Source organism: Methylobacterium sp. GXS13 (assembly GCF_001455965.1).
In the GTDB taxonomy this organism is placed as follows: Bacteria; Pseudomonadota; Alphaproteobacteria; order Rhizobiales; family Beijerinckiaceae; genus Methylobacterium.
In genome coordinates this window covers 87,943-110,764 of record NZ_LKKO01000091.1, presented here as the reverse complement: position 1 = coordinate 110,764, position 22,822 = coordinate 87,943, and the positions used below count along the sequence as shown (strand labels likewise).

Annotated in this window: 24 protein-coding genes and 1 other RNA gene; 14 read left to right on the top strand and 11 right to left on the bottom strand. The window is 69.8% G+C overall.

Annotation, left to right across the window (positions count from 1 at the left end; translation table 11 throughout):
- Positions 1–407: 407 nt before the first annotated feature.
- The 4 genes from AO398_RS26080 to AO398_RS26065 all read left to right on the top strand — a co-directional run bounded on the left by AO398_RS26080 (position 408) and on the right by AO398_RS26065 (position 4,987).
- Positions 408–818, top strand: coding sequence for a helix-turn-helix transcriptional regulator (locus AO398_RS26080; RefSeq protein ID WP_058195106.1), 411 nt, complete (start codon positions 408–410; stop codon positions 816–818).
- A gap of 168 nt (positions 819–986) precedes the next feature.
- Entirely contained in the window at positions 987–2,165 is a 1,179-nt protein-coding gene (gene metK, locus AO398_RS26075) for a methionine adenosyltransferase (RefSeq protein ID WP_058195104.1), read from the top strand.
- A gap of 194 nt (positions 2,166–2,359) precedes the next feature.
- Positions 2,360–3,094 carry a tRNA (guanine(46)-N(7))-methyltransferase TrmB gene (locus AO398_RS26070; RefSeq protein ID WP_058195061.1) on the top strand — a complete coding sequence of 245 codons (735 nt, stop codon included), beginning with the start codon at positions 2,360–2,362 and terminating at the stop codon, positions 3,092–3,094.
- A gap of 174 nt (positions 3,095–3,268) precedes the next feature.
- Positions 3,269–4,987, top strand: coding sequence for an HWE histidine kinase domain-containing protein (locus tag AO398_RS26065; RefSeq protein WP_058195060.1), 1,719 nt, complete (start codon positions 3,269–3,271; stop codon positions 4,985–4,987).
- Between the two features lie 68 nt (positions 4,988–5,055).
- On the opposite strand, the gene AO398_RS26060 is transcribed toward AO398_RS26065, so the two are convergent.
- Positions 5,056–5,895: a hypothetical protein gene (locus tag AO398_RS26060; RefSeq protein ID WP_058195059.1), complete on the bottom strand. Its 840-nt coding sequence runs from the start codon at positions 5,893–5,895 to the stop codon at positions 5,056–5,058.
- Positions 5,896–6,303: 408 nt separating this feature from the next.
- Here AO398_RS26060 and AO398_RS26055 point away from each other — a divergent pair, with 408 nt between their 5' ends.
- The 5 genes from AO398_RS26055 (at position 6,304) to AO398_RS26035 (ending at position 10,428) form a co-directional block, all read left to right on the top strand.
- Positions 6,304–6,903 (top strand): superoxide dismutase, encoded by a 600-nt coding sequence (locus AO398_RS26055; protein ID WP_058195058.1) that lies wholly within the window; start codon positions 6,304–6,306, stop codon positions 6,901–6,903.
- 153 nt (positions 6,904–7,056) lie between these two features.
- Positions 7,057–8,583 carry a murein biosynthesis integral membrane protein MurJ gene (murJ, locus tag AO398_RS26050; RefSeq protein WP_058195057.1) on the top strand — a complete coding sequence of 509 codons (1,527 nt, stop codon included), beginning with the start codon at positions 7,057–7,059 and terminating at the stop codon, positions 8,581–8,583.
- Positions 8,584–8,662: 79 nt separating this feature from the next.
- Positions 8,663–9,334 carry a haloacid dehalogenase type II gene (locus AO398_RS26045; protein WP_058195056.1) on the top strand — a complete coding sequence of 224 codons (672 nt, stop codon included), beginning with the start codon at positions 8,663–8,665 and terminating at the stop codon, positions 9,332–9,334.
- A gap of 126 nt (positions 9,335–9,460) precedes the next feature.
- The gene (locus AO398_RS26040) at positions 9,461–9,931 is read left to right on the top strand and encodes an SRPBCC family protein (RefSeq protein WP_152997663.1); all 471 of its coding nucleotides are present in this window, start codon (positions 9,461–9,463) and stop codon (positions 9,929–9,931) included.
- Between the two features lie 173 nt (positions 9,932–10,104).
- Positions 10,105–10,428: a hypothetical protein gene (locus AO398_RS26035; protein WP_058195100.1), complete on the top strand. Its 324-nt coding sequence runs from the start codon at positions 10,105–10,107 to the stop codon at positions 10,426–10,428.
- 211 nt (positions 10,429–10,639) lie between these two features.
- On the opposite strand, the gene miaA is transcribed toward AO398_RS26035, so the two are convergent.
- Positions 10,640–11,560, bottom strand: coding sequence for a tRNA (adenosine(37)-N6)-dimethylallyltransferase MiaA (miaA, locus tag AO398_RS26030; protein ID WP_058195055.1), 921 nt, complete (start codon positions 11,558–11,560; stop codon positions 10,640–10,642).
- Positions 11,561–11,574: 14 nt separating this feature from the next.
- Between miaA and serB the strand changes: the two genes are divergently transcribed.
- Positions 11,575–12,468 (top strand): phosphoserine phosphatase SerB, encoded by an 894-nt coding sequence (gene serB, locus AO398_RS26025; RefSeq protein ID WP_058195054.1) that lies wholly within the window; start codon positions 11,575–11,577, stop codon positions 12,466–12,468.
- An 85-nt stretch (positions 12,469–12,553) separates the two neighbouring features.
- Here serB and AO398_RS26020 read toward each other — a convergent pair whose 3' ends face one another.
- From AO398_RS26020 to AO398_RS25990, 7 genes are all read right to left on the bottom strand, one after another.
- Positions 12,554–12,907, bottom strand: coding sequence for a hypothetical protein (locus tag AO398_RS26020; RefSeq protein ID WP_058195053.1), 354 nt, complete (start codon positions 12,905–12,907; stop codon positions 12,554–12,556).
- A 152-nt stretch (positions 12,908–13,059) separates the two neighbouring features.
- Positions 13,060–14,610 (bottom strand): DegQ family serine endoprotease, encoded by a 1,551-nt coding sequence (locus tag AO398_RS26015; RefSeq protein WP_058195052.1) that lies wholly within the window; start codon positions 14,608–14,610, stop codon positions 13,060–13,062.
- A gap of 107 nt (positions 14,611–14,717) precedes the next feature.
- Positions 14,718–15,671: a protease modulator HflC gene (gene hflC, locus AO398_RS26010; RefSeq protein ID WP_058195051.1), complete on the bottom strand. Its 954-nt coding sequence runs from the start codon at positions 15,669–15,671 to the stop codon at positions 14,718–14,720.
- The gene (hflK, locus tag AO398_RS26005) at positions 15,668–16,861 is read right to left on the bottom strand and encodes an FtsH protease activity modulator HflK (protein WP_058195050.1); all 1,194 of its coding nucleotides are present in this window, start codon (positions 16,859–16,861) and stop codon (positions 15,668–15,670) included. Before hflK ends, hflC begins: the two co-directional genes overlap by 4 nt.
- A 293-nt stretch (positions 16,862–17,154) precedes the next feature.
- On the bottom strand, positions 17,155–17,646 hold the full coding sequence (locus tag AO398_RS26000) for a dihydrofolate reductase (RefSeq protein WP_058195049.1): 492 nt from the start codon (positions 17,644–17,646) through the stop codon (positions 17,155–17,157).
- Positions 17,643–18,437 carry a thymidylate synthase gene (locus tag AO398_RS25995; RefSeq protein ID WP_058195048.1) on the bottom strand — a complete coding sequence of 265 codons (795 nt, stop codon included), beginning with the start codon at positions 18,435–18,437 and terminating at the stop codon, positions 17,643–17,645. Before AO398_RS25995 ends, AO398_RS26000 begins: the two co-directional genes overlap by 4 nt.
- A gap of 94 nt (positions 18,438–18,531) precedes the next feature.
- Positions 18,532–19,389 carry a CPBP family intramembrane glutamic endopeptidase gene (locus AO398_RS25990; protein ID WP_058195047.1) on the bottom strand — a complete coding sequence of 286 codons (858 nt, stop codon included), beginning with the start codon at positions 19,387–19,389 and terminating at the stop codon, positions 18,532–18,534.
- Between AO398_RS25990 and ssrA the strand changes: the two genes are divergently transcribed.
- The 4 genes from ssrA to AO398_RS29770 all read left to right on the top strand — a co-directional run bounded on the left by ssrA (position 19,381) and on the right by AO398_RS29770 (position 20,894).
- Positions 19,381–19,761, top strand: a transfer-messenger RNA (tmRNA) gene (gene ssrA / locus AO398_RS27865). The two genes, AO398_RS25990 and ssrA, sit on opposite strands and share 9 nt — an antisense overlap.
- Before the next feature lie 66 nt (positions 19,762–19,827).
- Entirely contained in the window at positions 19,828–20,454 is a 627-nt protein-coding gene (locus AO398_RS25985) for a ClpXP protease specificity-enhancing factor SspB (RefSeq protein ID WP_058195046.1), read from the top strand.
- Between the two features lie 37 nt (positions 20,455–20,491).
- On the top strand, positions 20,492–20,755 hold the full coding sequence (locus AO398_RS25980; protein ID WP_058195045.1) for a hypothetical protein: 264 nt from the start codon (positions 20,492–20,494) through the stop codon (positions 20,753–20,755).
- Positions 20,756–20,759: 4 nt separating this feature from the next.
- Complete coding sequence (locus AO398_RS29770; protein WP_280139156.1) at positions 20,760–20,894, top strand: hypothetical protein; 135 nt, start codon at positions 20,760–20,762, stop codon at positions 20,892–20,894.
- A 154-nt stretch (positions 20,895–21,048) separates the two neighbouring features.
- On the opposite strand, the gene AO398_RS29850 is transcribed toward AO398_RS29770, so the two are convergent.
- Both AO398_RS29850 and AO398_RS25970 read right to left on the bottom strand, forming a co-directional pair.
- Complete coding sequence (locus AO398_RS29850; protein ID WP_348272376.1) at positions 21,049–21,363, bottom strand: hypothetical protein; 315 nt, start codon at positions 21,361–21,363, stop codon at positions 21,049–21,051.
- Between the two features lie 5 nt (positions 21,364–21,368).
- A complete protein-coding gene (locus tag AO398_RS25970; protein WP_058195043.1) occupies positions 21,369–22,757 on the bottom strand; it encodes a cytochrome P450 in 1,389 nt (462 codons plus the stop codon).
- Positions 22,758–22,822: the final 65 nt, after the last annotated feature.

Below are 22,822 nucleotides of genomic sequence, written 5' to 3'. Positions count from 1 at the left end.
GGAAACCGCGCGGCGGATCCGCTCAAAGTCGGGGAAAGCTCCCGGCGCCGGTACGCCGGCGTCCTGCCGATCCCGAGCCAAGCCCGCCCGATGCGCGTGCATTCGACGGGAAGGTGTAGAGACTAGACGGGCGGCACCTAACGGCCGGGCGCAAGCACGGTCCAGGGTGAAGGGATAGTCCAGGCCACGAACGCGGCCCGCGAGGGCGGCGGCGGCGAAAGCCGAAGTGGTATGAAACCTGGGGTCGCAGGTTCGAGCCCTGCCGGGGACACCAGAAAACAGGTCGCCGACGCTCTGTCGGGGCGCGAGAAATCATTTACCGCTCTGGTCACCCGCCGGTGACACGACCTCGCTATGCGGTTAAGCTTCGCCGCCCGAAAATCGCGGCAGGAGTGGGCAAGTTCTTCATGGCGGGTCAGAAAACCGATCAGCGTGACGTGTATGTCGGTCAACGCATCGCCGAGCAGCGCCGGAAGGCATCGCTGACGCAGCGTCGCGTCGCGCAAAGTTTCGGGATGTCGGCGGCACAGCTGCAGAAGTACGAGAAGGGCACCAACAGAATCAGTGCCGTCCATCTCGATATCTTCTCCCGGATGACCGGGGTGCCGATGGATTACTTCTTCAAGGGCATGCCCCGCAACGACGACTTCACGGCCCCGGGCTTCTCCGAGCCGGAGCAGACGCCTTTGACCGAGGGCGGCGGCCTGCAGGGCCTGGCCGAGATCGTCGGCCGCCACATCACCGAGCATTTCTCCGAGGAGGCCCGCCGGGACGTCGCCGCCGCCATCCGGGCGCTCGACCACAAGCTCAACGGCTGATTGCTGAGTCGCACAGCAGGCGAGCGGTTTGTCGGCCGTTTCGTGCGTTATAGCGGATCCGTTCGGCAATCCGCCTTGACCCTACGGCAACCCGATGCGAGAACCCCGCCCGCATAAGGGGTCAAACGCCGCGATCGCGACGGCGTACCCGTGATCGGGATCCGTCCGATGCCGCGTTCAAACTACCTCTTCACCAGTGAGTCGGTCTCCGAGGGCCATCCCGACAAGGTCAGCGACCGGATCTCCGATACGGTGGTCGATGCCTATCTCGCGGCGATGCCGGAGGCCCGGCTCGGGGTCGAGACCCTGACGACGACCAACCGCATCGTCATCGCGGGTGAGGTGCGCGGCCCGGATTCGGTGACCTTCGAAAACCTCGAGGAGCTGACCCGCCAGGCCGTGAAGGATATCGGCTACGAGCAGGACGGCTTCCACTGGAAGAACAACGAGGTCGCGATCTACCTCCACGCCCAGTCCGCCGACATCGCCCAGGGCGTCGACGCGGCCGGCAACAAGGACGAGGGCGCGGGCGACCAGGGCATCATGTTCGGCTACGCCGCCGACGAGACCCCGGAGCTGATGCCGGCCCCGCTGTTCTACGCCCACAAGATCCTCAAGGACTTGGCCGACGCCCGCAAGAAGGGCGAGGGCGATGCCGGCAAGCTCGGCCCCGACGCCAAGAGCCAGGTCACGGTCCGTTACGAGAACGGCCGCCCGGTTGAGGCGACACAGATCGTGCTCTCTACCCAGCACCTCGACGAGTCCCTGGATTCGGCCGACGTGCGCGTCATCGTCGAGCCTTACATCCGGGCAGCCCTGCCGCAGGGTTGGGTCAACGAGAGCACCGTCTGGCACGTCAACCCGACCGGCAAGTTCGTGATCGGCGGTCCCGACGGCGATTGCGGCCTCACCGGCCGCAAGATCATCGTCGACACCTACGGCGGCGCGGCCCCGCACGGCGGCGGTGCCTTCTCGGGCAAGGATCCGACCAAGGTCGACCGCTCGGCCGCCTATGCGGCGCGCTACCTCGCCAAGAACGTCGTGGCGGCGGGGCTGGCGCGGCGCGCCACCATCCAGCTCGCCTACGCGATCGGCGTCTCGAAGCCCTTGTCGATCTACGTGGATCTGCACGGCACCGGCCAGGTCGACGAGGCCAAGCTCGAGTCGGTCCTGATGGACGCCATGGACCTGTCGCCCCGCGGCATCCGCACGGCGCTCGGCCTGAACAAGCCGATCTACGCGCGCACCGCCGCCTACGGCCATTTCGGCCGCGCCCCCGAGGCCGATGGCGGCTTCTCCTGGGAGCGCACCGACCTCGCTCAGAAGCTGAAGTCGGCCCTGTCGTAAGGCGGTCCGCGCCCGAACGCTGAACGACCTGCCAGCGTACCGTCCCGGATCCGGGGCGGTGCGCTGGCTTTTTCTTGAGTCCCGGTTTCAAAAGGTCTTGGACCTTTTGCGGGTGCAGGGCAGAGCCCTGCTGTGGTCTGCGAGCCCTTTGGAGCCCCGTCCTCGCCCGGGCGCGGACGACGCGTTGGTAGCCGATGTCTGACCTGAACGGACGGCCCGGTCACGAGGCCGACGAGCCGGAGCGCGCCTTCTTCGGGCGGCGCAAGGGCAAGCGCCTGCGCGGCCTGCAGGAGCGGCGGCTCACCGACCTGCTCCCGGGGCTCCGCGTCGATCTCCCGCCGGGTGACCAGCCGCTCGATCCGCGCACGCTGTTCCCCGCGCTCGGCGGCGCACCGGACGAGGTCTGGCTGGAGATCGGTTTCGGCGGCGGCGAGCACCTCGCCGCCCAGGCCGAGGGCCATCCCCGCATCGGCATCATCGGGGCCGAGCCCTTCGTCAACGGCGTGGTCAAGCTGCTCGCCGCGATCGAGGCGCGGTCCTTAGGCAACGTCCGCATCCGCGACGAGGACGTGACCGCCCTGCTGGCACGCCTGCCGGATGCCTGCCTGGATCGGGTCTATCTGCTCTATCCGGATCCCTGGCCGAAGCGCCGCCAGCGCAAGCGCCGCTTCGTCTCGGACGCCTCGCTCGCCGAGATCGGCCGGGTCCTGAAGGATGGCGGCCTGTTCCGCTTCGCCAGCGACATCGACGATTACGCCGGCTGGACCCTGGTCCGGGCCGCCCGCTGCCCGGTCCTGACCTGGACGGCGCGGCAGGCCCGCGACTGGACCGAGCCCTTTCCGGGCTGGCCCGGAACCCGCTACGAGGCGAAGGCGCTGGCGGCGGGCCGGCATCCGACCTATCTGGAGTTCGTGCGCCGCCCGCGCTGAGCGCCTGGACGCACGCGGCCTCGCCGAACCGGCATCCCTGTCGGTGCAGTGCGTACGGGACGCCTTGCAACGGTCACGCTCGGGCGCCATCCTGAGTTGCCTTCGCGGTCCGGGCCGCGGCAGGGGGGTATCTCGTGCGGGAGCGCGTCACGGCGTGCTCAAGGATGTATCCGAGTGGACGAGAGCGTGGGTCCAGACCCGGCGACGGACGACCCGTATCGCGCGGGCTTCGACGATGCCGCGATCGGCCTCGTCGTGCTGTCGGCGAACGGAACGGTGATCGTCGCCGCCAACCGGGTCCTGCACGATCTGCTCGGCTGGTCGCCGGGCATGCTGGTCGGTCGCGCCGCGGCGGATCTTCTCGCGGAGACTGAACGCGACGGCCTCGGCGACGGCATCCAGGCTTGGCGCCGGGCGGACGGGGCCGTGATCGACGTGCGGGTGCGGCGCTCCGGCCGGACCCTGGTGGTCGAGGCCGTGGATGCCGATGCGGCCGCGCATTCCGAGGCGAACCGCGAGGCGCTGGAGACCGCCGGTCTCGGTGAGTGGCGCTGGGACCGGGCGACCGGCCTCCTGACCCTGTCGCGTCGGGCGGCCCGGATCCTGGGGCGACAGCCCGGGCGGTCCGTGCCGTGGGACGAGCTCAAGTCCGGCCTGTCCGCTCCGGAATTGGCGCGCTTGAGCGCGACTGTGTCGGAGGCGTGCCGGTCCGGCCAATCCTATCATTTCGACACCCCCGTCACCGCGGCCGGGCGCACCGTGATCCTGCGCGTGCGGGGGCAATCCGTGCCGGGTCGCGATGGCGAGCCCGTCGGCATGGTCGGCGTCGTCCAGGACATCACCACCCGGGTCGAGGCCCGGGACGAGATCCTGTCGCGGGATCAGCGCCTGCGGGTCGCGACCACGATCGCCAAGCTCGGCATCTTCGAGTGGCACATGCTCGAGGACCAGGCGATCTGGGAAAACGAGCACATGTACGAGATCTTCGGGCATGCCCCCGAGGACGGCACCATCGGCAAGAACGAGTTCCTGAGCGACATCCTCCACCCGGACGATCGCGCCGCGGTCCGGCACGCGATCTCGAAGGCGCTGCGCGAGGACGGGATCCTGCAGATCAGCGGCCGGATCCGGCGGAAGTCCGACGGGGCGTGGCGCACCATCGACATGGCCGGCCGGTTCGAGCGGGACGCGCCGAGCCGCCTGCCACGGCGCCTGATCGGTGTGGTGGCCGATGTGACCGACCGCCGGATCGCCGAGGAGCGGCAGAGCCTGTTGATCCGGGAGCTGCACCACCGGGTGAAGAACACGCTGGCCACCGTGCAGGCGATCGTGGGCTCCACGGCCCGGACCGCGTCCAGCATCGAGGATTTCTACGAGGCATTCGTGGGGCGGATCAAATCGCTCGCCCACACCCACGCCGTGCTCACCGAGGATACCTGGCAGACCGCCTCGCTCGCGAACCTGCTGCTGAGCGAGCTGAAGCCCTACGCGGAGGTCACGGCCGATGGCGAGGCCGAGGGGCGGATCAGCCTCGACGGTCCGGCGATCGACCTGCCCTCCGAGATCGCGGTGCCGATCGGCATGGCGATCCACGAGCTCACCACCAATGCGGCCAAGTACGGGGCGCTCGCCAACCGCACCGGACGGGTCGCGGTGACATGGTCCCTGGAGCCCGGGGGGGCGGCCGGGATCCTGCGCTTCCACTGGCGCGAATCGGGGGGGCCGCCGGTCCAGCCGCCGAGCCGCCAGGGCTTCGGTTCGCGCCTGCTGCAGCGGGTGCTGATCACCCAGGTCCAGGCCGAGGTCGAGACCGACTACGATCCCGAGGGGTTTGCGCTGACCATGCGGGCGCCGATCCCACCGCGCAACGACAGCCTCAACCCCCTGGTCTAGGACATCTTCCCGGACGATGGTTGCCGGCTATCGAATAAGGATGCGGCGCGAGACGGCTCGTTCCGCCGTCAGGCCGCGCCCCGGGCCCCGGATTCGCCGCCGCCATCCACGAAGGCTTTCAGCTCGTCCAGGGACGCGAAGGTGAAGCGGCCCTGCGGCGTCTCCGCCTCGATCGAGCCGTCCTCGTACATCACGTAGGTGTTGCCGCCGGAGGCGTAGCGCCCGACCACGGTGCGGGTTTCCGGCTTCGTCTCGGGCTCGGGCTCGGGCTCGGGTTCCGGCGCCGCGTCGAGGCTCGGGCGCAGGGCAGGGGGCTCCGAGGCCGCCTCCAGCTTCGCAGACGCCTCGGGCGCGGCGAACAGGTCGTCCTCCGCGCTGCGCTCGCTGACGGGCTCCGGCGCTGGCTCAGGCCGGTGGAGCGGCGCCGCGGGCGGGGCGGGGGGAACGGCGGAAGGAACGGACCGGAGCGGGAAATCCGCTTCGATCGCCGGGGTCCTGTGCGGCTCGATGACCTTCGAAGCCTCGGCCGGTGCGGGCGGGACGTCCTCGAGGAGGCGCAGGTCGGGCTCGATCCGTGGCCGCTCGGGATCGAAGGGCGGCTCGACGATCGATGGCACGATGAAGGCCGGGGCGGCCGGCAGCACCGGTGGCAGCCGCGGCGCGCTCTCGGCGGCTGCGCTCTCGGATGACGCCAGCACCGGGCGCTGCCCGATCGCCCGCTCCAGCCGCCGGAACACCAGGCCGAGCACGCCGATCCCGGCCAGAATCGCGCCCGACGAGGCCGCGACCGAACCCGCGATCACCATCGCGAGGCCGCTCTCCAGACGCACATAGGGGAAGCCCTGGATCACGGCGGCGCAGCCCCCGATGACCATGGCGGCAGCGAGCGCGAACAGCGCAGCGATCATGTTACTCTCTGACACGGGCCGGCTAACGGCCGGCGCTTAAGGCATGTCGCACAGTAAGGCCTTGCGGGCATATTGCAAAATCCGACGGCGAGATTGTCCGGGATACCGGTTCTCGTGGATCGTCGGGCCGGCTCTCCGCGCCGCCGCCGGGCGGCCGGGTGCCACCCGGGCGCCACCTGGGAAAGTTTGCATCAAGCCTGGCCGGAACGGCGTTGCCGTCGCGCGGATGCCGACTTACCTAGCGCATCGTGACCCGGATGCCCCCGCCGGGGACGAGGCCGCCCATGGCTGGCGCCGGCTGCTGTTTCCCGTGAAACACAGCGGGCCCTAGCCTCTTGTTACCGTGCGATGATTTCGGACAGCCGGATCCGGCTTGTCCGCATCGTGCTCTAAGCGGAGACAGAGCCCATGACCTTCACCCTGCCGGAATTGCCCTACGCCTACGACGCGCTCGGGCCGTACATGTCGAAGGAAACCCTCGAGTTTCACCACGACAAGCACCACAAGGCCTATGTCGATACCGGCAACAAGCTGCTCGAGGGCACGGATCTCCAGGGCAAGAGCGTCGAGGAGATCGTCAAGGCGGCCTACAACACGAATCAGCCGCTGTTCAACAATGCCGGCCAGCACTTCAACCATCTCCATTTCTGGAACTGGATGAAGCCGAACGGCGGCGGCGCGATTCCCGGCGCGATCGCCAAGAAGATCGACGAGGATCTGGGCGGGGCCGAGAAGTTCAAGGCGGACTTCATCCAGGCGGGCGTCAGCCAGTTCGGCTCGGGCTGGGCTTGGCTCGCCGTCAAGGACGGCAAGCTCGCGATCCTGAAGACCCCCAACGGCGAGAACCCGCTGGTCCACGGCGCCAAGCCGATCCTGGGCGTCGACGTGTGGGAGCACTCCTACTACATCGATTACCGCAACCGCCGCCCCGACTACCTCAAGGCGTTCATCGAGAACCTGGTGAACTGGGAGTACGTCGAGAAGCTGCACGGCGAAGCGACCGCCTGATCCGGCCATAAGGGGCGCCGCGGGCCGATCGTGTCCGCGGCGCCCTTGAGATGCCGGCCAAAAACGGCTCTTGATGCGGCCCCCGGGCTCAGCAGGGCAGGCCGCCATTCTTTCCTCGTTTCCCGACCCCGTGATCCCGCAGCGGGCGGATCCATGATCCGCTCCATCCTCTCGGTGGGTGGCTGGACCCTGGTCTCTCGCGTCACCGGCTTCGCCCGGGACGTGGTGATGGCCGCCGTGATGGGCGCGGGGCCCATGGCCGACGCCTTCGTGGTCGCGTTCCGGCTGCCGAACCATTTCCGCGCAATCTTCGGCGAGGGCGCGTTCAACACCGCCTTCGTGCCGGCCTATGCCGGGCTCGCCGAGGCGGGCACCTCCGGCGAGGCGCATCACTTCGCAGACCGCGTCTTCACCCTGATGCTGATCGTGCAGCTCGTGCTGCTGAACCTCGCCCTGCCGGCGATGCCCTGGGTGGTCCACGCTTTGGCGCCCGGCTTCGCCGAGGATGGCGAGCGCTTCCAGCTGGCGGTTGCGCTCACCCGCATCACCTTCCCGTACCTGCTGTTCATGACCCTGGTGACGCTGCTGTCGGGCATCCTCAACGCCCACCGGCACTTCGCCGTGGCGGCAGGCGCCCCGGTGCTGCTCAACCTCACCATGCTGGCAGCCCTGTCGCTGAGCTTCCTGTTCCCCAACGCCGCCTACGCGGCCGCCTGGGGCGTCGCGGTCTCCGGCGTGCTGCAATTCGGCCTGCTGTGGTGGGGCTGCCGCCGGGCCCGGGTGATGCCCGACCTCGCCGTGCCGCGCTCCGATCCGGCGCTGAAGCGGTTCTTCGTGGTGCTCGGCCCCGCGGTGATCGGGTCGGCCGGGTTCCAGATCGCGGCCTTCGCCGACACGATCATCGCCAGCTGGCTGCCGACCGGCGCGGTCTCGGCCCTGTATTATGCCGACCGGCTCTACCAGCTGCCCTTCGGGGTGATCGCCATCGCGGCCGGCACCGTGCTGTTGCCGGAGATGAGCCGGCGGATCGCGGCCGGCGACGTCGCCGGTGCGCATGCGGCGCAGAACCGGGCGGCGGGGTTCTCGCTGGCCCTGTCGGCGCCGTTCACGGTGGCGTTCCTGACCATCCCGGGCCTGATCATGGCGGCCCTGTTCCAGCGCGGCGCCTTCAGCGCCGAGGACGCGTCCCGGGCGGCCTCGGTGCTCGCCGCCTACGGGCTCGCCCTGCCGGCCGTGGTGCTGGTGCGCAGCGCCGTCGCCAGCTTCTACGCCCGCCAGGATACCAAGACGCCGCTCTGGGCCTCGCTGACGGCGATCCTCGTCAACGTCGCGCTGAAGCTCTGGCTCACCGGGCCCTACGGCGTCACCGGCCTGGCGTTGGCCACAGCGGTCAGCCAGTGGGTGAACCTGCTGATCCTTGTCGTCCTGGCCAAGCGCCGCGGCTGGACGGCGCCGGGCCGCACCTTGGGCTTCACGGTCCTGGGCGTCGGCCTCGCCTGCCTCGCGCTGGCGGGCGTGGCGGTCTACGGCCAGGGGCTCGCGGAGGCGCTGGTGCCGACCCTGCCGCACGGGCGCGAGATCGCCGTCCTGGCGGTCCTGGGCCTCGCCGGGACCATGGTCTATGGCGGCCTGCTGGCCGGCCTGCTGCACCTGTTCGGCCTGCGCCTGCGCCGGGCCTGAGCGCGTTCGTCCCATCGAGCCGGGCTCGCCGCCGCGCCTGCGAGTCCCACATCGTCCCTGAGCGCCATTGAGGAACGCCATGACCAAGGACCTGCTCGCGGGCGTGAAGGCCGTCGTGTTCGACGCCTACGGCACGCTGTTCGACGTGAATGCCGCGGTCCAGCGCTACGCCGACCTAGTCGGGCCGGATGCCGACCATCTCTCGGAGGTCTGGCGCAACAAGCAGCTCGAATACAGCTGGACGCTGTCGCTGATGGGCCGCTACGCCGCTTTCTGGGACCTCACCGTGCGCGCCCTCGACCATGCCCTGGCGCTGCATCCGGGTGTGGATCCGGGCCTGCGTGAAAAGCTGCTCGACGCCTATCGCGATCTCGAGGCCTACCCGGAGGTGCCGGCCGTGCTCGCGGCGCTGCAGAAGCGCGGCCTGCGCACGGCGGTGCTGACCAACGGCAACGCCGCCATGGTCGATCGCGCCGTGGCCTCGGCGGGGCTCGCCGACCATCTCGACGCGGTGCTCTCGGTGGATGACGCGCAGGTGTTCAAGACCCATCCCGACGCCTATCGGATCGCGCTGACCCGGCTCGCGGTCGGGGAGGCGGACGTGCTGTTCTGTTCCTCGAACCGTTGGGACGTAGCGGGCGCCCATGCGTTCGGGTTCCGGGCCGCCTGGGTGAACCGCCGGGGGCTTCCGGACGAGTACGCAGACCTCGCACCCCAGGCGGTGATCGCGTCGCTCGACGGGCTGCTCTGAGACCCGCGTCGGGGCGCGCTGCCGCGGGTTGGACTAAAGTCGCGCTTGCAACGTGCGGCCCGCGCGCTTGGTTCGCCTCTGACTCGGACGCCAGAATCAGGAGCGTCGAGCGTGAGGGAGCGTCTGATGAAGCGCGTGTTGTTGGCCGCCGCATTCTGCGTCGGCGTGGCCGGGCCGGCCTGGGCCCTGGATGTCACCAAGTCGGTCGATGTCGCCGCATCGCCCGAGGCGGTGTGGAAGACCATCGGCGGATTCTGCGGGATCGGCGACTGGCATCCGGTGATCGAGAAATGTGCCCTGTCCAAGAAGGGCGGCAAGGATGTCCGCACCCTCAGCCTGAAGGGCGGCGGGACGATCGTCGAGGAGGAGGAATCCCGCGACGACAAGAAGATGGCCTACACCTACACGATCCTGGAAGGCCCGCTGCCCGTCACGGATTACCATTCGACCCTCATGGTCGCGAAGGCCGGCAGCGGCTCCAAGGTCACCTGGACCGGCACGTTCAAGGCCAAGGGCGCGCCCGACGCCAAGGCGCAGGAAGCCATCGCGGGCGTGTACGATGCCGGCCTGAAGGGCATAGCCGCCAAGGCGAAGTAAGGTTCAGGCGGCAGCGGGACCAAGGCGTTCCGCTGCCGCGGCTCGGTCTGTCGGCGCCACAACTGGCACGCGATCGAATTGCGCCGCTTCGGAGATTTTTAATCGTCCCGGTGTTGGATCATCCGCAACACGAACGGGAGAAGTTGCGCGTGGCCACGAACGGTTCCTTCACGATGATCCGCGCCGGGGCCGCAGCCCTCGCGGCGACCCTGGTGCTCGGGGCCGTCGCCCCGGCCACCGCCCGCGACCAGACCGGCGCGATCATCGGCGGCCTCGCGGCCGGCGTTGTCGGCGGCGTGGTCGGGGGCGCCCTGGTCAACGGCGCCAACCAGCCGCCGCCGCCGCCGCCGGAGTACCGCCCGCGCCGCGTCCTGGTCGAGGAGCCCGAGACCGTGGTGGTGCGCGAGCGCCGCGGACCCATCTGCCATTACGAGCGCCGCAAGGAATGGCTCGGCGACGGCGAGTTCACCTACCGTCGGGTCGAGGTCTGCGAGTAACGCGACCGCATCCGCGAGCTCCCGCTCCCCCGGGAGCTCGCGGTTTCCTGCCCCCGGCTTCGGGATCCTGCGTGGGTCGCCGCCCCGGGTGGCGGCGTTGATCCGCTCGCGGCTCGTGCGGGCGAGGAGGCGCCGACGGGATGGGCTGCGGATCGATCTCTCGGCTCTGCGGGCATTTCGCGCGTGCAGGATGCGAGCGCCCCGGCGTACCTCAGATGTCAGACCCCTCCGCCTCGGGGTCGAGCCAGCGCCAGTCCGTCCCCATCTGGTGGCGGAACCACGTGACCTGCCGCTTGGCGTAGGCCCTGGTATCGGCCTGGCCCCGGGCGATCGCCGCTTCGAGGTCGAGCGTTCCGTCGAGATGGGCGATCAGGCCCGGCACGCCGTGGGCGCGCATCACCGGCAGCATCGGATCGAGGCGTCGCGCGCGCAGGCGGGACACCTCGTCGAGGGCGCCGTCTGCGATCATCATGCGGAAGCGGGCGTCGATGCGGGCGCGCAGCAGCGCGCGGTCCGGCGCCAGGAAGAATCTTTGCAGGTTCTGGCCGGCCAGAGGCCCAGGCACCGGGTCGCCGTAAAAACTCGCGATCGGTCGGCCGGTGGTCAGAAAAATCTCCAGGGCGCGCATGACCCGCATGCGGTCGCTCGGGCGCAGGCGGGCAGCGCCCTCGGGGTCGTGCCGGGCGAGGTCGGCATGCAGCGCCTCGGTCGGGCGGCCTTCGGCCTCGTCCCGCACCCCGGCGCGCACAGCCTCCGGCACCGGCGGCAAGTCCGAAAATCCCTGCTCCAGGGCGCGGAAATACAGGCCGGTGCCGCCGACGAAGACCGGCAAGCGGCCGTCGAGGTCCGCGAGCAAGGCCGTGGCATCCCGGGAGAACTGCCCCACGGAATAGTTCACCGCCCCGTCGACATGGCCGTAGAGCCGGTGGGGTACCCGCGCCTCCTCGTCGGGCTCGGGCCGGGCGGGGGGGGGGGGCAGGTCGCGATAGACCTGCATGGAATCGGTGTTGATCACCACGCCGCCGTGGCGCAGCGCGAGCCGGACCGCCAGCGCCGACTTGCCCGAGGCGGTGGGCCCTGCAATGAGGATCGCCGCCGGGCGTCCCCCGGTCTCTCTCCGGTGTGGCGGCAAGGCGAAACTCCACGATGCTGGTCGCGGTCCTGATAGCAAACCCGGCTCGGCCGTCCATCACCGACGCGGTGCTGGCCGAGGCGCGCGCGGTGCTGCGGACGGAGCACCAGCCCCGGATCCTGCACGGGGAGGTCGCCGCCGAGGTGCTGGCGCCGGGCGATCCGGCCGACGCGGGCGCTCTCACGGAGCGGCTGCGGAGCGCCCTCTCCGGCGAGCCGATCGACATGGCCGTGCTGCCGGCCGATGCGCATCGGCGCAAGCGCCTGTTCCTGGCCGACATGGACTCGACCATGATCGAGCAGGAATGCATCGACGAACTGGCCGGGACGCTCGGCCTCAAGGACCATGTCGCGGGGATCACCGAGCGGGCGATGCGCGGCGAGATCGCGTTCGAGCCGGCGTTGCGCGAGCGCGTGGCGCTCCTCAAGAACATTCCCATCACGGCGGTCGATGGGCTGATCGCCGATCACCTCAGCCTCACCCCGGGTGGGCCGACGCTGGTGCGGACTATGCGGGCACACGGCGCCCGAACCTGCCTGGTGTCGGGGGGCTTCACCCTGTTCACCGGCCCGACCGCCGGGATGATCGGTTTCGAGGAGCACAGGGCCAACGTGCTCGGCGTCGCGGACGGGCGGCTCACCGGCACGGTGGAGGACCCGATCGTCGGCAAGGCGGAGAAGCGCGCGGCGCTGATCGAGCTGCGCGATGCCCTCGGGCTCGGCCCCGCCGAGACCCTCGCGGTCGGCGACGGCGCCAACGATCTCGACATGCTGGCGGAGGCCGGCCTGGGCGTCGCCTTCCGGGCCAAGCCCGCGGTGGCGGCCGCCGCCCGGGTCCGGATCACCCACGGCGACCTCACCGCGCTGCTGTACCTGCAGGGATATGGGGCGGCGGAGTTCGTGGCGTGAAGGTTTGGAGCCCCTAACACAACCGATTTTTGTGCCCGCTAAGTGTTTGAAGTTGCTAGGGTCGAAGCGGTTTAGATAGGTGCTCTTAGTGAAAGGTGCGGGCGAGCGTGACCACCGCGCCCAGGACGGCCAAAGTCTGAAAGCCGATCACGCCGAAGAGCCAGCGCACCGTTTCGACTTTCGCGGACGCAATATCTGCCTGTGTGGCGAGCCGCAGCGCTTCGATATCGGCGCGGGTCTGGATCTTCAGGGCTTCGATATCGCCGCGGACGACCTGGATGTCGCCTTGCACGTCGCGGATATCGCCCTTGGTGGCGAGGTTTCCGTCGAGGACATAGACCAACGCGTCGGCAAACCCTTCGGCCTGCTCAGGCGACAGCTTGGCCTTCTCGCGCAGGGCGCGGGCGAATTTCAGGGCGTCGAAGGCGACGGCGGTCATGGAGTTCTGGAGATTCCGAGCCGCATCGACTCGCGGCACCAGTGTGCTGCACGGACCGGCCGCGTCAATGCGGCCGTTCCCATCCGCAAAAATGCGAAGGCCGCCGCGTCCTTTCGGAGCGACGGCCCTCCGCCTTTTGGAGCGCAGCGGGTTTATTCCAGCCCGATCGCCACGAAGCGCACGTCGCCGGTGGCGCTGGCCACGAGCAGGAGGACCGACTTGCGCCCGTCCTTCTTCAGGGCCTCGACCCGCTTGGTCACCTCGGCCGGCGTGTTCACCGCCTCCTGGCCGACCTCGACGATCACCTCGCCCGGCTGGATCCGCTTGTCGGCGGCGGTCGAGTTCGGGTCGACCCGGGTGACGACCACGCCCTTCACGCTGTCCTTGATGGCGTACTTCTTGCGCAGCTCGTCGGTGATACCGGAGAGGTTGAGGCCGAGCGCCTGACGGGTCGCGCTCTCGGCCTCGGGCTGGCGCAGGTTGGCGAGCTGCGGCTTGTCGGTATCGTCGAGCCGGCCGAGGGTGACGGGCTTGGTCAGCTCCTCGCCCTTCCGGACCACGACCACGTCGACCTTCTGACCCACGGGCGTCGAGGCGACGATCCGGGGCAGGTCGCCCGACGCCTTCACGGGGGCGCCGTTGAACTTGACGATGACGTCGCCGACATCGATCCCGGCGGTCTTGGCCGGACCCTTCTCGTCGACCCCAGCCACCAGGGCGCCGCGGGCGCCGCCCTTGAGGTTGAGCGCCTCCGCGGTGGCGTCGTCGACGTTCTGGATGCGCACGCCGAGCCAGCCGCGCCGGACCTCGCCGAAGTCGCGCAGCTGGTCGATCACGGGCTTGGCCGTGTCCGACGGCACCGCGAAGCCGATGCCCACCGAGCCGCCGGTGGGCGACAGGATGGCCGTGTTGATGCCGATCACCTCGCCGTCCATGTTGAACAGCGGGCCGCCGGAATTGCCCTTGTTGATGGCCGCGTCGGTCTGAATGTAGTTGTCGTAGGGGCCGGACTCGATATTCCGGCCCCGGGCAGAGACGATGCCGGCCGAGACCGAGCCGCCGAGGCCGAACGGGTTGCCGATGGCGATGACCCAGTCGCCGGGACGCATCGTGTCGGACTTGCCGAACGGCACCGCCTTCAACGGGTGGTCGGCGGCGGGCTTCACCCGCAGCACCGCCAGATCGATCTTCGAATCCTTGCCGATGATCTCGGCCTTCAGCTTGGTGCCGTCGTGCAGGATTACCTGAATGTCGTTGGCGTCGCCGATGACGTGGTTGTTGGTCACCACGATCCCGGACGTGTCGATGATGAAGCCGGAGCCCAGCGAGTTCGACTTGCGCTGCTGGCGTGGGCTGTCGTTGTCGCCGCGCTCGCCACCTTTCTCACCGCCCTTGCCGCCGCGGCGGTTGAAGAACTCCTCGAACAAGTCCTCGAAGGGCGTGCCTGGGGGCAGCTGCGGCATGGTGCGGCTGTTGCGCGCCTCGACCGTGGTGGAGGCGGAGATGTTCACCACCGCGTCGGTAACCTGATCGGCGAGGTCGGCCAGCGAGGCGGGCCCCTTGGCGAAGGCCGGAGCCGGCAGGGCGGCGGTCGCGAACGAGGCGCCGACCAGGATCGCTGCCATCAGGGAGCGGGCGCGGGTACGGGGCTGCGCCTGCGCGCGGCCGAAGGGCGCCGGGGGGGCGCTCGCGACGGGGTGCATGGTCGACCTCTTCAAGAACGCGTTTCCGGTTTCGCGGGCCGCCGACCGGGATCGGCCGCCCGCGGATTGTCTCGCATCGTAGTTCGCTGGCGCCGGGGCGCCAGCGGTCAGCGCGTCGCGCCGGTGGAGGCGGTCGGGTCCGTAAGCGCGCGGGGCGTGCGCGCCGCCGAGGCCGTCGCCCGGCCCTGCGGGTCGCTGAAGTAGCGGAAGAAGTCCGAGCTGGGGCTGATCACCAGCCGGGTGTCGGAGCCCTTCAGCCCGGTCTCGTAGGCCTGCATCGAGCGGTAGAAGCTGAAGAAGTCCGGGTCCTTGCTAAACGCCTCGGCGAGGATCCGGTTCTTCTCGGCGTCGCCCTGGCCGCGCAGCTGCTCGGACTTCTGCGTCGCCTCGGCGAGGATCACCGTGACCTCGCGGTCGGCCTTGGCGCGGATCGTGGCGGCGCTCTGGTCGCCGTTGGCGCGGATGTCGGCGGCCTCGCGCTCGCGCTCGGTCTTCATCCGCTTGTAGACGGCGGCCGAGTTCTGAGCCGGGAGATCGACCCGGGTCATGCGCAGGTCGACGATCTCGATGCCGAGCGCCTTGGCCTGCCGGTTCACGTCCTCCTGGATCTGGTGCATCAGCTGCCCGCGATCGGTCTTGACGATGGCGTCGCGGGTCGAGCGGGCGAGCACGTTGCGCAGGCCGGAATTGGTGAAGCTGGCGAGCCGCTGATTGGCGAGCCCGATATTGCCCACCGCCTGGTAGAACCGCAGCGGATCGAGGATGCGGTAGCGCGCGAAGGCGTCCACCTCCAGGTTCTGCCGGTCGGCGGTGAGCACCGTCTGCACCGGCAGGTCGAGGTCGAGCACGCGCTTGTCGAAGATCACGACGTTCTCGACGAACGGCACCTTGAAGTAGAGTCCGGGCTTCTCTTCGCCGGTGGCGTTGAGCACGGCGCGGACGCGGCCGAATTGCAGGACGAGGGCCTGCTGCATCTGGCCGACGGTGAAGATCGAGGCGTAGAGCCCGATCGCGACGATCGCGGCGACGACGATCAGACCGGTGCGGAGAGCCTGTTTCATCGGGCGGCTCCCGTCGCGGTCTGGGACGGGGCGCGGGCGCCGAACTCGGTGAGCGGCAGCACCGGCAGGACCCCGGCGGCGGCGCCGGAGCCCGGCTGCGCGCCGTTCTGGTCGATGATCACCTTGTTCACGGAGCCCAGAACCTTCTCCATCGTCTCCAGGAAGAGCCGCTCACGGCTGATGGCCGGGGCGGCCTTGTAGGAGGCGTAGACCTCACTGAAGCGTGCGGCCTGGCCGGTGGCGTCGGCCGTCGCCTTCGTCCGGTAGGCCTCGGCCTGCTGGAAGATCTGCGATGCCCGGCCCCTTGCCTGCGGCACTTCGCGGCTGGCGTAGGTCTTGGCCTCGTTCTGCGCCGTGTCGGCGTCCTGCTGAGCAGCGTTCACGTCGATGAAGGCCGGCCGGACTTCCGGCGGCGGGTTGACCGAGACGAGCTGAACCACCTCGATGCGCACGCCGGCGCCGTATTCGTCCAGCGCCTTCTGGACCATCTCCTTGACCTCCTGGGCGATGCTCGACTGCTCGTTAGTGAGGATCGCCTGGATGTTGCGGCGACCGATCACCTCGCGCATCGCGCTCTCGGAGATCGCCTTGATGGTGCCCTCCGGGTTCTGGAGGTTGAACACGAAATCGGAGGCCTTGAGCGGGTTGATCCGCCACTGCACCTCGAAGTCGAGATCGACGATGTTCTCGTCGCCGGTCAGGATCAGGCTCTCGTCCGGCACGTCGCGGGTGCGGCCCTGGCCGCCCGGACCGGAGCGGAAGCCGATCTGGATGGAGTTCTGCGAGCCGACATCCGGCTTGACCACGCCGCCGATCGGATAGGGGAAGTTGTAGCGCAGGCCCTCGCCCTTGGTGCCGACGTAGCGGCCGAAAATCGTCTCGATGCCGACCTGGCGCGGGTAGACGGTGTAGAAGCCGGTCGCGAGCCAGACTGCGACCGCCAGCGCCGCGATCACCGCGGCGCTGCGTCCGCCGCCGATGCCGCTGCTCGGGCCGCCGCCATAGCCGCCGCCGGTGTTGCCGCCGCCCGGGATCAGGCCGCGCAGGCGGTCCTGCCCGCGCCGGAGCAGGTCCTCAAGGTTGGGCGGGGTCTTGCCGCCGCCACCATTACCCCATGGGCCGCCGCCGTTGCCGCCGGGCCGACCCCACGGGCCGCCGCCGCCACCGCCGCTCTGATTGCTCCAAAGCATCCTAGCCGTCGTCTCCTGCCTGCCCGCGCCCGGTCCGCACGCTGAACGTGCTCCCCGGGCTGCGTCTCCCTGCCTGAACGGCCGCGCTCACCCGCCTAGTCCCGCCGAACCGGACCGCTCGCGCTGCGGACGGGCTCGATCGGCGGCTAAACGCCTGCACGGACGTCTCTTCTCGCGAGGCCTGGAGCCCCATGAGAACGCATGCCCGACAGGCACCTGCGGGTGTGCGCCCCATGCTGTCAAGGCTGGCAGGTGGGCACGCACAGGCCGGAAGACAACCGCGGCGGCGCGCCTCAGCGGATGCGTACCCAATCGACGAACGCAAAGGCGTGCTCGTCGCGCGGGCCGGCCGGATGTGCCTCGCGGAACGCCTCCCGGAACGCGGCGCGATGGAAGGCGGGAAAGCGCACGTCGCCCTCCGGCTCCGCCTCGACCTCGGTCAGGTGGAGCCGGTCGGCATGCGGCAGGGCCAGGGCGTAGATCTCGGCCCCGCCCACCACCATCAGCTCCGGTGCGGCCGCAGCCGCGACGGCGGCGTCCCAGTCGTGGACGATCTCGGCGCCCTCGGCGCGGAAGCCCGGATCGCGGGTGAGCACCAGGGTGCGGCGCCCCGGAAGCGGCCGGCCGATCGAGGCCCAGGTCCGCCGGCCCATTAGCATCGGCTTGCCCATCGTCAGCGCCTTGAACCGCTTCAGGTCGCTGGACAGGTGCCATGCGAGCCCGTTGTCGCGGCCGATTACGCCGTTGCGGGCGACCGCCACGACCAGCGCGATGGCGGGGCTCATACTGCCACCGGGGCCGAGATGGCGGGGTGCGGGTCGTAGTTCTCGATGGTGATGTCTGCGTACCGGAAGGCAAAAAGGTCGCGGACCTCCGGGTTGAGCGCGAGCCGCGGCAGCGGGCGTGGCGCCCGGTCCAGCAGGGTCCGGGTCTGCTCCAGGTGGTTGCGGTAGATATGCGCGTCGCCGAACGTGTGCACGAAGTCGCCGACCCCGAGCCCGGTCACCTGGGCGATCATGTGGGTCAGGAGCGCGTAGCTCGCGATGTTGAACGGCACGCCCAGGAAGGCGTCGGCCGAGCGCTGGTAGAGCTGGCAGGAGAGGCGCCCATCACTCACGTAGAACTGGAACAGGCAGTGGCAGGGGGCGAGCGCCATCCGGTCGAGGTCGGCCGGGTTCCAGGCCGAGACGATCAGGCGGCGGGAATCGGGATTGCGCCGGATCTCGCCGAGCAGCCACGCGATCTGGTCGACGCTGCCGCCGTCGGGCTTGGCCCAGGAGCGCCATTGCCGGCCGTAGACCGGGCCGAGATCGCCGTGCTCGTCCGCCCACTCGTCCCAGATCGTCACACCGTTGGCCCGCAGGGCGCCGACGTTAGTGTCGCCCGCCAGGAACCAGAGCAGCTCGTGGATGATGGAGCGCAGGTGAAGCCGCTTCGTGGTGACCAGCGGGAAGCCCGCGGACAGGTCGAACCGCATCTGGTGGCCGAACACCGAGAGCGTCCCGGTGCCGGTGCGGTCGTCCTTGGCCACGCCCTCGTCGAGGATGCGCCGCAGCAGGCTGTGATAGGCGTCCATCGCCTATTCCTGCGCGTCGGAGCGGCGTCCGGCAAGGTCGCGGATCGGGATCGTCCACCGCCATCGTGGGTTGCGAGGCCGGGCGCTCCGGCGCTCAGGTCGGCCAGAGCACGTAGGTCACCAGGGCTAGGTTCGACCAGCCGTGCAGGGCGATGCCGGGCCAGAGGCGGCCGGTGCGCCAGCGCAGCCAGCCGAGCGCCAGCGCCAGGGGCAGCAGCGAGACCGGCCGGGCGAGCCCCCAGGACGAGACATGGGCGGCGGCGAAGATCACGGCGGTGACCAGCACGGCGCCGACGGGCCCCAAGGCCTCCCGGGCTCGGGCGAAGGCCTCGCCGCGCAGCAGCAGTTCCTCGGCCACGGGGGCCAGCACCGCGAGATAGAGCAGCCAGGCCACGACCGCGCTCTGGCTCATGAATGGCGACAGCGTCACCCGCCGGCCGAAGCTCGCGCCGAACAACTCGGCCGTGCCGGTGACCCAGACAATGTGCAGCACCGGCCAGACCAAGAGGAGCGCCAGCAGCGCCACCGGGCGCATCCCGTTCGGGCGCTCGCGATCCAGCGCCAGGCGCCGACGCCAGCCGGCCCGGTCGTGCCACCACGCCCCGCCGAGCACCAGGGCGGCGAGGTAGACCTGGCGCAGGGCGTCGACCGCGAAGGCACGGTGGGCGAGGTCCACCGCGCCGAGGAAGGGGCGCCGCTCGGGCGGCAGGAACGGGTCGATCCCGGCCCACAGGTCGAAGCCGACGCGGACGCTCGCGAGGGAGAGTAGACTCGCGGCGCCGAGATAGACGAGCACGAGGGCAATCAGGACGCCCAGGCGCCAGACAGCGCTCCAGATCCGGTCGCGTCGGCGTGGCCCGTCGAGCGCGGAACCGCGCGACTGCGCATTTCCGGCAACAGCCGCGTCAAGAGGTTCGCCCTGAGACAGTGGCGCGACACGATCGGGCTTCAAAACCGGACCGATCCCCTCTATATCTTGGGCGCCGGTCGCGAGGCCGGCTATGGCGATAAACGATCTTCGAATTAAACCTATCGGACCCGGGGGCGGTACCCGGCGCCTCCACCTGAGCCCAGGACCGATGGCCGCAAGGCCGGGGGTCTTGCACTGGTCTCAGGCGGAGGCGAGACAGGATCGACGAAGGCTAAAGGTTGATCGTTCGCTCGGCATGGCTCCGCCGTTATCGGGCCCTCGCGAGAGTTGCCAACGACACCTTTGCACCGGTGGCGGTGGCCGCGTAAGCGGTCTCCACGATCGGTCTCAAGTCCTAGCGGTTCGCATCGTCTAGGCGGGGCAGGAAGGCGCCCGGCACCGGAAGCCTTCACTCATTTCCTCGGTCCGGCCATCCGCGGCAGGGCGCTGGGCACAGACCGGGCGAGAGCGCGACCGCAGATGGCAGACGACCTGATCCGCTACGATCTCCTGGTGCAGGACGCCCTTCGCGGGGTGGTCCGCAAGGTGCTGACCGACGCCGCCCGGGACGGGTTGATGGGCGACCATCACTTCTACGTCTCGTTCCGGACGGAGGCGCCCGGCGTGCGGATGTCGCAGGCCCTGCGCGAGAAGTACCCGCAGGACATGACCATCGTCCTGCAGCACCAGTTCTGGGACCTCAGCGTCCACGAGCACACCTTCGAGGTCGGCCTGTCCTTCTCGGGCGTGCCGGAGCGGCTGCTGGTGCCGTTCGACGCTCTGTCGGGCTTCTTCGACCCCTCCGTGCAGTTCGGCCTGAAGTTCGACCTGACCGAGGCCGGCGAGGTGCCCGAGGAGGCCAATGCCGCCCCGGCCAAGGCCGGCCCGCGCGGCGCCGGCTCGGAGCCGAGCGAAGTCCGGCCCAAGGGCGCCGGGCTCGCCACGATCGGCTCAGCCGCCCCGAAGGTCCTGCCGGCCCCGGCGGCCCAGGGCGACAAGCCCGGCGCCAAGCCGGACGAGAAGGCCCCCCGCCCCGTCGCCAAGAAGGAGGGCGAGGAGGGCAGCGCCGAGGTCGTGAGCCTGGACGCGTTCCGGAAGAAGAGCTGAACTCACCGGGCCGAATCGACGGCCCGGGGCTTCATCGGTGGACGAGACTGTCGCGCAGCCGATCGTGTCGGCCGCGGAGCGCAAGCATCGCGCGAAACGATTCACTGAAGGCGTAAAGCTCGTCGCGACCTTCTTCAACGCTACGGCGATCCTCACGCTCGGAATGGCGTTCATCAGCCCGCTGGTTCAGCATCCTGCGGATGTGTTCACCAACAACGGCTGGGCTTTCCTGCTTGCGTCCGTCATCCTACATGTGATCGGACAGATCGCGATTCGGGTGTTCCTGCGCGCCGAGGAGTAGCGGATTGCCCCAAAGCTACGCTCTCCAGATCCTGATGATCGCCGTCGCCATGTCGGCGCTCGGCCTCGGAGGCCTCTTCGTGGCCGCGCGCATCTACGACCGCAACACGCGCCGCCTCGAAGCGCGCCGAGGCGGTTAAAGCGCCTTACCGAAGACCACCCCGATACGACGACACGCTGGCGCCAGTCCATCGTCGGCGTGGCTTCATGAACCTCAGCCACCGTTTCGAGCCCGGTGGCGGCGCTCACTGACACCTCGACGGTCCCCGCAGGCCATCGCCTCACGAGGCGTCGTCACGGGCCGAGCAGTTTGACGAAGGCGGCCCCGGCCCCGAAGAACGCGGCCGCGGCGGCCATGCCGACGAAGCCGATCGAAAGCGGGGCGAGCACGCGATCTCGGCCGATCTTCAAGGTCTCGGCCTGAAGCTTGGATTGCTCCGCGATCAACTTGCGTTGCTCGGCAACGAACTTTTCCGTCTCCGCGTTGGACCGCAAAACGCGGGCGACCTGCTCGGCGTAGTCGAGCGTGGGGGGGCGCTGCCGTATCGGACATCGGGGAATCTCCCTCCACCCGGTCCACAAGGCGCGAACCGGCAGGGACCTCGTCAAGCTGTTCAGCCCCGCAGCTCCGCCTCCATCCGCAAGCCGTGCTCCGGCCGGAGCGTCACCCGGTGGAGCGGGCTGACCGGCGGATGATCCGCCGACAGATGGAAGCGCACCGCCCGGACCACGTGGGCGAGCACGATCACCGCCTCCTGGATCGAAAAGCTCTGGCCGATGCAGACCCGCGGGCCGGCGCCGAAGGGCAGGTAGGCGAAGCGCGGGATCGCGTCCCGGTTCTCGGGCAGGAAGCGCTCGGGCATGAACGCCTCGGGATCCTCCCACAGCGTCTGATGGCGGTGGAGCACCCAGGGTGCCACCATCACCAGCGAGCCGCGGGGCACCTTGATCCGGCCGAGCCGGTCGTCCTTGGTTGCCTGCCGGCTGAGGAACGGCACCGGCGGGAACAGGCGCATCGCCTCCTCGATCACCGCCCGCGTGTAGGGCAGTTGCTCGACGGCGAAATCGCCCGCGCCCGCGGCGTCAACCTCGGCCTCGACCCGCGCCTGCGCGGCGGGATCCTGTGACAGGCAGTAGAGCGCCCAGGTCAGGGAATTGGCCGTGGTCTCGTGTCCGGCGGCGATGAAGGTGACGATGTTGGCCTTCACGGCGAGGTCCGAGAGCCCGTTGCCCGTCTCGGGGTCCTGCGCGGCGAGCAGCAGGGTCAGCAGGTCGCGCGGTGCCTCACCCCGCTCCATCGCCGCTTTGCGCCGGGCGATGAGCTCGTCGACCACTTCGGCGAAGAACCGCCCCGCCGGCCGCGCCCGCAAGCGACCGATCCGCGGCACGAAATCGGGCACGCCGAACACGTCGAGGGGGTCGATCGGCCCCACCGCCTCCAGGAACCGGGTGATGGCGCGGCCCAGCGCGTCGGGATCGCCCGGCAGCCCCTGCGTGAAGATCGTCCGCTCCAGCACGTCGAGGGTGACGCGGGTCATCTCCAGGGCGACGTCGACCTTCTTGCCGTCCCTTCGGGCGAGACGACGCCCCAGCTTGGCGCCGGCCGCGTTCATCGCGTCGGAAAAGCCCTGGACCGTGCGGGCGTTGAAGATCGGCGCCAGCGTCCGGCGCTGGAGCCGCCACTCGTCGCCCTCGGCGCTCAGCAGGCCGTTGCCCAGGCCCGGCGCCAGAACCCGGCGCTGCAAATCGTCCTTGCGGTAACCCTCGACGTTCTCGACCAGCAGATAGCGAATCAGCGCTGGGTCGCTGACCACGGTGATCCGGCCCATGGCGCCCTCGGCGGCCACCACCGGCTCCTTGAAATGCACGTCCATCCAGGTGGTGATCGGGTTCTTCCGAGCGGCCCGGAGGAAGTCGAACAGGCCCAGCGGCTCACGCAACGGGCGCGGCACGGGCGGGCGGAACCGGGTGGCGGGCTCGGTCAGGTCGATCGTCGCGTTCATCGGCTCCTTGTCCGGCGGGAACAGAGCCCCGCTCTTGTCCGGCGCCGGGGAAAACCGGCATCGCG